This is a genomic window from Stenotrophomonas sp. 2YAF22 (genome assembly GCF_052114665.1).
Lineage (GTDB): Bacteria > Pseudomonadota > Gammaproteobacteria > Xanthomonadales > Xanthomonadaceae > Stenotrophomonas > Stenotrophomonas indicatrix.
On record NZ_JBFRFE010000194.1, the window covers coordinates 1 to 6,682 of the forward strand.

Below are 6,682 nucleotides of genomic sequence, written 5' to 3' on the forward strand. Positions count from 1 at the left end.
GGGCTCGCAAGGAAATGGCGTAATGAAGTCGTGAATCGTCCGACTCCACTCATTTTTCCTCTATCTGCTTGATCCTCTCCACCTCTCTTGCCGCACGGTTGCCTCCGAGGTAAAAGGGGCATTCACAATGGAGTAGGGGGAGCTATGGAAGTCAATCCACCGTGGAAATGCGATCAGTGTGGCGAACCAATCCTCAGCGTTGAGGATGGCTGGGTGGAGTGGCTGAGCGGGGTTTCAGCAGAACCCATCGAAGGCAGCTTGCACCAGCTGCGCCTTGTCCACACTCGACATTCTTCGCCGCGAGCGGGCCGAAGGAATGCCTGCTATCACGATGAGGCCCACTGGCATGCCCTTAAGGGCTGGACAGTTTCGGACCTCCCGCTCTCGATGTTCGTCGGCCCTGACGGTCTTACGCGGCTACTTGAGTTCCTCTCTGATAAGCGCTTCGAAGAGCCAGAAGAAGTTCTGGACCTGATCAAGCGGCTGTACATTCCGCAGTACGAGGCAACCCGGCTCTCGCTGGAAGCCGCTATTGCCAACGGTGTGTTCGAGCTGCGGTGTAAGCCAAAGTACCAAGATCAGGACGAATTGCGCGCTGTCCAGGCATGGCTCACTGAGCAAGAGCAGTAAACCCTTTTCTCAGCCCGCACTCTATCCGCCCGCACCAATTGGTGCGGCGGATAGGGTGAAGCAGGAAAGGCCTAAACACCCCGCCGCATCTGCTGCAGCCCTGCCCTCACCCGCGCCTTCTGCGGATCCTTCGCTCTGGGCTTGGTCCCCGCCGGGGGTTTGGGCGGCTCGAGCGCTTCCTTGACCCGTTCGAGCTCCGTCGTCCCGGCCTCAGCCAAGCGCCGGGCTTGTTGCAGCTGCTCCGGGGTGGGCGGCAATCCGGGAATCGGCGGAGGCAGTTCGGTGGACGCGACGTCCCCCCGGCTTGAGTAGTGGGCGGGTTTAGAGTCCGGTGCTGATGTTATCTTTCTTCGTCGCCAACTGCGCGGCGTACTGGGCGGGCGTTAGTCCGCCAAGCGCTCTTTTGGGCCTTTCTTCGTTGTAGTCGCGCCGCCAGCTTTCGATGCTGGTACGGGCATGAAGCAATGTCGGGAACCAGTGCTCGTTGAGGCATTCATCGCGTAAACGCCCGTTGAAAGACTCGACGTAAGCATTCTGGTTCGGCTTGCCCGGTTCGATCAGACGCAGGGCAACTTCCTTTTCGTGAGCCCAGGCCACCATCGCCTTACCGCAAAACTCCTTGCCGTTGTCTGTCCTGATCACTCGTGGCAAGCCGCGCTGCATGGCCCGCCTGTCCAGCACCCTGGACACGCCTTGCCCGGAAATTGCCCGCTCCACTTCGATGGCCACAGCCTCGTGGGTGGCGTCGTCGACGATGGTCAGGCACTTGATCACCCGGCCTTCCGCGGTGCGGTCGAACACGAAGTCCATCGACCACACCTCATTGGCAGCGGACGGCCGCAGGAGGGGCTGGCGCTCGCCTATCGGCACCTTCTTACGCTTTCTGCGACGCACCTGCAGGCCCGCTTCCTGATACAGGCGCTCCACTCGCTTGTAGTTCACGACAAGCCCTTCCTGCCGCAGTTTCAAATGGATCATGCCCACCCCGTAGCGTCTGTGCCGATGCGCCAGCGCAGCGATCTGCTCGCGCAGCTCAACGTTGCGGTCGGCCCGAGGCTCATAGCGCAGCGCGCTAGCGCTCATCCGCACCACCGTCAGCGCTCGCCGCTCGCTCAATCCCTTCTCGACCATGCTCCGCACCAGCAGCCTGCGCGCCGGTGCGGTCACCACTTTTTTCGCAACGCATCCTTGATGACGTCGTTCTCGAAGACCTGTTCTGCCAGTAGCTTCTTCAGGCGTGTGTTCTCCGCCTCCAGGTCCTTGAGCCGCTTGGCGTCGGGCACGCTCATGCCGCCGAACTTGCTGCGCCACAGGTAGTACGAGGCCTCGCTAAAGCCATGCTGGCGGCAGAGGTCCTTGATGGGCATGCCGGCCTCAGCTTCGCGTAGGAAGCCGATGATCTGCTCTTCGGAAAAGCGCTTCTTCACGTCCAATCTCCTTCTCATTGAGGATTGGACTCCAAACCGCTTCGCTACTCAATCTCGGGGGGACGTCGGTGGGCGTAGAGGGCGGCGAACTCCTGCAGAGACAGCGTGGCGCCGGTCATGCGAACCAGCTTCTGGTAGGCGGCTTCGATTTGGGCGGAATAGCACATGGCCGCAATCTGGCCGCAGGCCGCGTTGTGGGAGTGTGAACAGCTCAGTGCGCTGGAATGACCCGGTGTCGCTACGAATTCACCACTTAGACCAACGGTACCAACCTAAAGAAGCAGGCATCACTGCCGATAGCCGCTACTCAGGAAGGGCAAAGCGAGCCGAGTAAGAATGGACGTCAAATTGGACAAAGACCGGACTGGCAGTCGGCTACTGCGCTCCCTGATAGCGTCGAGGAATGCAAACAAGATCGCTATTGACTGGAAAGAATTCTGGCAATCCGCGCTCAAATTCAATATTACCTCTGCACTTACCGTCGTCGGCATTGGCATCGGCGCACTGCTGCTTCTGTTTATCCACAAAACAGCCCAAGGAGACGTTTCGGAGGTTGCATGCCAAGCACTTTCGGGCATCGCCTCGTTGCCGCTCATGGCGGTGTCACAACTACTGCTAGTTCAAGCAGGCCTACTCGTTCTACTGTGTCTCATCTGGCTTCCCAGGACCGGAAAGCAAGGTTTACTCAGAGAGATTCTAACGAGCTCATACAAGGGCATGGCCGAGTTCAGCGTCCAGCTACCCCTCGCGGTGGGCGGGGTGGGCTTAGCAACTGCAATCCACTTCAAGGCAAACCCATCCGTCCTGTGGATGCTGCCCCTGTGCCTGACTCTATCGTCCATCCAAAAACTTACATTCAGCATTATTTTCTATGGCGGTAAGGCTGAACAGACAATTGGCTGGAGGTGGGCCGCGTTCGTGATCGCCTCAGTCGCCTTGGCGACGTTCGCCTACCTGACCATGCACCTGAACTGGCGTCCTTTTTTGTACACGCCACCGATCTGTTAATGAGCCGAAATCGATAGTCGTTCGCTTCAGACGCTGATCTCCAAGAGTGGGAGGTTTGGTGCCGCCTCGACCAACCGGCCTCCACGCACCCAAGCGTTATAGGGGATCGTCAACTGCAATTGCCCGAATGCCCTCATCTGCACGCCGTCATACGTGGTGAGGGTGCTGGTTCCATCGGTATTGTGTGCAGTCACGGTAGCCAGCAGCCTTGGGCTGCCGCCGACCAGGTCGCCGAATTGATCCCACAAGTCAGTCCGCATCGGTGTAGTGCCTCTCAAGGGTGGCGGTTTGCTCAATCACGACGGCCTGCTGCTCAACCGTCACCTCGATACGCAGCGACTCGCACTGGCCGTGCCAGGTACCTTCCGAGCCAACGAACTGGACCAGGTCTAGCGGCATAATCACGCCCACTTCCCCGACCTTGAGCGGCTTGGCGAACAGGGGCACGGTCAGGTCGACGGCTGCCTGCTCGCCGCGATCACATAGGATGTTCCGCCCGCGCTCCGCGCCGGCCGCCGCCACGTTGATCAGTGGGCTGCTGGCCTGGGGGGCGAACAGTTGCCCGGCCTCGCCAGCCCGGCGGACTTTGCAGGTCACCCCTTTCCCCGCCAGCTCTCCCGTGACCACGACCGCGTCGTAAAGCGGGGCGCTGCGCATCTGCAGGCTCTCGGTCAGCACGATGTCTTCCTGCAGCACATGGTCGGGCGCGGTCTCCCGCCAGAGCCACGGGCTGGACGGATAGGCAGGACGGACAGTGAGAGCCAGTTCGGCGGGGTGGGACTGCACTACAGCCCCGCTCGCTTCCGCCAGGGTGCTGATGGCGTCAAGGGGCGTGCTGGCGTCGTAGAACCACGCCCCAGCCGGCACGTTCCAGTCCACCGTCTGATAGTCGCTGGCGAAGCCCGTGTCGGCCAGCTCCTCGGCGACCAGCTGCGCCATGCTGCGATCTTCGCTGCTCGCCTTGACCCGTGCCGGAGCATAGGGCGCCGCCAGCAGCGCAGTCCGCGACCTTCCGCTCAGACGCACCCCGCCGCCGGCAAACTCACGCTGCTTCTGGAACGTCTCGACAATACCCGTCCAGACGTAGCCGTTGAGAGTGATCTCGAATTGACGGGGCCCAGCAGCTGTGGGCTTGAGCAATGCAAGCTGGCTGGGATCGGCCAGCTCAAAGTCGAACGTCCATCCCCATGCACCCCGGCTGGCAGCGAGAGAGATGCGTGTCACTTCGATGGGAGTGCGATCGGGAAGTCGCACGAAAGAGACCGTGTTGATCACGACATAGGTCCTGCGTTGAGGGCGCGCCACGTAGCACGCCGCGATACCAAGGTTGAGGGGCGCGAGACCTGGAACGCCGATGACGGAGCACCCCAATCTGAGACCCACGTAATTGCCCGGCGGGAAGCCCGCACCAGGATCGGGGTCAGGGCCAGGATCTGGCTTCGGTCGAACACCCCAAGGCACCTGGCGCGCAGCGCGCCATGGCAGACGAACCGCCGCACGCCCAGCTGGCGCATTCGCCCAAGCGATCTCCCGACCGGACAGGATCGACGGCATCTCGCCCAGCCACCGCAGCCGGCGGGAAGCGACGGCCGTTGCCAACCGCCTCCCACTGCTCGTTCAGTGCTTTCTTGAGCCGCTCGCCTTCCTTCCGGAGATCACGCTGAGCCGCCAGCACATCACGGGAGGGCTTCTCCATCTCCCCGATCCGAAGGCTCAGCGCAAGCGCCGCTGCCTGGTATGCGCCGAATTCGCGCTCCAGTTCGGCAAGCTGATCAAGCATGCCGCCAAAGGCATCTGCCTTCGAGGCGGCAGCGTTGAGGCCCGTCAGCGAGTCCAGAAGCCTAGTGGTCTACCTGTCGCTGCCGGACGTGATCAAGCACACCAGCTGGTGCGATGTCTCTGTGGAAGCCCTGCAGCGGCAGATCTTCGACCATTCGCGCAACACACGATGCCGCCGCTGGGCGATCCTCGACAGCGACGATCAGTTGCTGGGCACGGTCGGCCTCAACGACATCGACATCGAGCACCACCGCGCGGAACTGGCCTACGACCTGTCCCCGGCCCACCAGGGACGCGGGCTGGCGACCGGGGCGGCGCGCGCGGTCATTGCCTGGGCGCATGCCGCACTGGGTTGCGTGCGCGTCCAGGCCACGGTGCTCGACAGCAATCTGCGATCGATTGCCGTGCTCGAACGCGCAGGCATGCAACGCGAGGGATTGCTGCGTTCCTATCGCCATGTCCGCGGGCAACCGCGCGACTTCTGGATGTATGCGCACACTCCCCCGCAGTTGCATGGCGGCCAGGGCGAAAGCCGCGCCGCCCCATGGACCGGCGCGGCTCTACGCGCTACACCACCCGCAGCGCCGGCGCATGCACGTCATGGCCATGTCCTGCACCGGCCCCCGCGTGCACACGGAACCCTGCCACCGTCTGCAACAGCTGAGAGGACTGCTCCTCCATGCTGCGCGCGGCCGCTGAGGCCTCTTCCACCAGCGCCGCATTCTGCTGCGTGCCCTGGTCGATCAGATCCACCGCATGGTTCATCTGCTGGATGTCGTCGCTCTGCTGTTGCGCAGCGGCACTGATCTCGGTCATCAGGTCACTGACCCGACGCACGTCGACCACGATCTCGTCCATGGTCCGCCCTGCGCTCTCGACCTGCGCCGTTCCGGCGCCGACGTTGGCAACCGACGCATCGATCAGCTGCTTGATTTCCTTTGCCGCACCCGCCGAGCGATGCGAGAGCTCGCGGATCTCGGTGGCAACCACGGCGAAACCACGACCATGCTCACCGGCACGCGCCGCTTCCACCGCCGCGTTCAATGCCAGGATGTTGGTCTGGAAGGCAATGCCATCGATCACACCAATGATGTCGACGATACGACGCGAAGACGCGTTGATCACCTCCATCGTCGAGACCACTTCATGTACCACCTGGCCACCCCGTGCGGCCACATCGGCGGCGCCGCCGGCCAGTTGGCTGGCCTGGCGCGCGTTGGTCGCGGTGCGCTGCACGGTCTCGGCCAGCCCCTTCATCGACACGGCGGTTTCTTCCAGCGACGCCGCCTGCTGCTCGGTGCGCTGGGACAGGTCATTGTTGCCTTCGGCGATCTCGCTCGCACCGACCGCAATGGTGTCTGCGGCGAACTTGATCTGACCGATGATGCCCGCCATCGCTTCGACCAGCGCGTTGACGCCGCCACAGAGTTCGGCGATCGGGCCGCTCTTGTCAGCCATGGCAATGCTTCGGGTCAGGTCGCCCTCCTTCGCCGACGCCACCACCTCGCGTGTCTGCGCCACGGCGCGCTGCATGGCCTGGCTCTCATGCACCTGTGCGGTGATGTCGGTGGCGTATTTGACGACCTTGAACGGTCGCCCGCCGGCGTCGAGAATCGGGTTGTACGACGCCTGGATCCACACTTCACGGCCACCTTTGCCCAGCCGACGGTACTGGCCTGCGTCGTACTCGCCGGAGCCGAGCTTCTCCCAGAACCGCCGATACTCGACACTGGCCCGGTAGTCGGGCTCGACGAACAGCGAATGATGCTGGCCACGCACCTCTTCCAGCGTATAGCCGGTGGCGGCCAGGAAGTTCGCATTGGCCGCCAGGATGCAGC

6 protein-coding genes and 1 pseudogene are annotated in these 6,682 nt (G+C 62.7%); 3 read left to right on the top strand and 4 right to left on the bottom strand.

Features of this window, described 5'->3' with window-relative positions; all coding sequences use genetic code 11:
• Nucleotides 1-144: 144 nt before the first annotated feature.
• Nucleotides 145-630, top strand: coding sequence for a hypothetical protein (locus AB4Y84_RS09665; RefSeq protein WP_442244546.1), 486 nt, complete (start codon nt 145-147; stop codon nt 628-630).
• Between the two features lie 321 nt (nt 631-951).
• Here AB4Y84_RS09665 and AB4Y84_RS09670 read toward each other — a convergent pair.
• A protein-coding gene (locus AB4Y84_RS09670) for an IS3 family transposase (protein ID WP_442244545.1) occupies nt 952-2,075 on the bottom strand; the annotation gives its coding sequence in 2 pieces (ribosomal slippage) (nt 952-1,799 and nt 1,799-2,075; 1,125 coding nt in all).
• Nucleotides 2,076-2,393: 318 nt separating this feature from the next.
• Between AB4Y84_RS09670 and AB4Y84_RS09675 the strand changes: the two genes are divergently transcribed.
• Nucleotides 2,394-3,065, top strand: coding sequence for a hypothetical protein (locus AB4Y84_RS09675; RefSeq protein WP_442244544.1), 672 nt, complete (start codon nt 2,394-2,396; stop codon nt 3,063-3,065).
• A 249-nt stretch (nt 3,066-3,314) separates the two neighbouring features.
• Here AB4Y84_RS09675 and AB4Y84_RS09680 read toward each other — a convergent pair whose 3' ends face one another.
• Both AB4Y84_RS09680 and AB4Y84_RS09685 read right to left on the bottom strand, forming a co-directional pair.
• A complete protein-coding gene (locus AB4Y84_RS09680) occupies nt 3,315-4,340 on the bottom strand; it encodes a hypothetical protein (protein WP_442244543.1) in 1,026 nt (341 codons plus the stop codon).
• A 145-nt stretch (nt 4,341-4,485) separates the two neighbouring features.
• Nucleotides 4,486-4,845 carry a hypothetical protein gene (locus tag AB4Y84_RS09685; RefSeq protein ID WP_442244542.1) on the bottom strand — a complete coding sequence of 120 codons (360 nt, stop codon included), beginning with the start codon at nt 4,843-4,845 and terminating at the stop codon, nt 4,486-4,488.
• Here AB4Y84_RS09685 and AB4Y84_RS09690 point away from each other — a divergent pair.
• A pseudogene (locus AB4Y84_RS09690) lies at nt 4,844-5,263 on the top strand (GNAT family N-acetyltransferase); the annotation flags it as partial. The gene AB4Y84_RS09685 and the pseudogene AB4Y84_RS09690 overlap by 2 nt on opposite strands.
• A 148-nt stretch (nt 5,264-5,411) precedes the next feature.
• Here AB4Y84_RS09690 and AB4Y84_RS09695 read toward each other — a convergent pair.
• A partial coding sequence (locus AB4Y84_RS09695; RefSeq protein WP_442250065.1) for a methyl-accepting chemotaxis protein occupies nt 5,412-6,682 on the bottom strand: 1,271 nt, incomplete at its 5' end.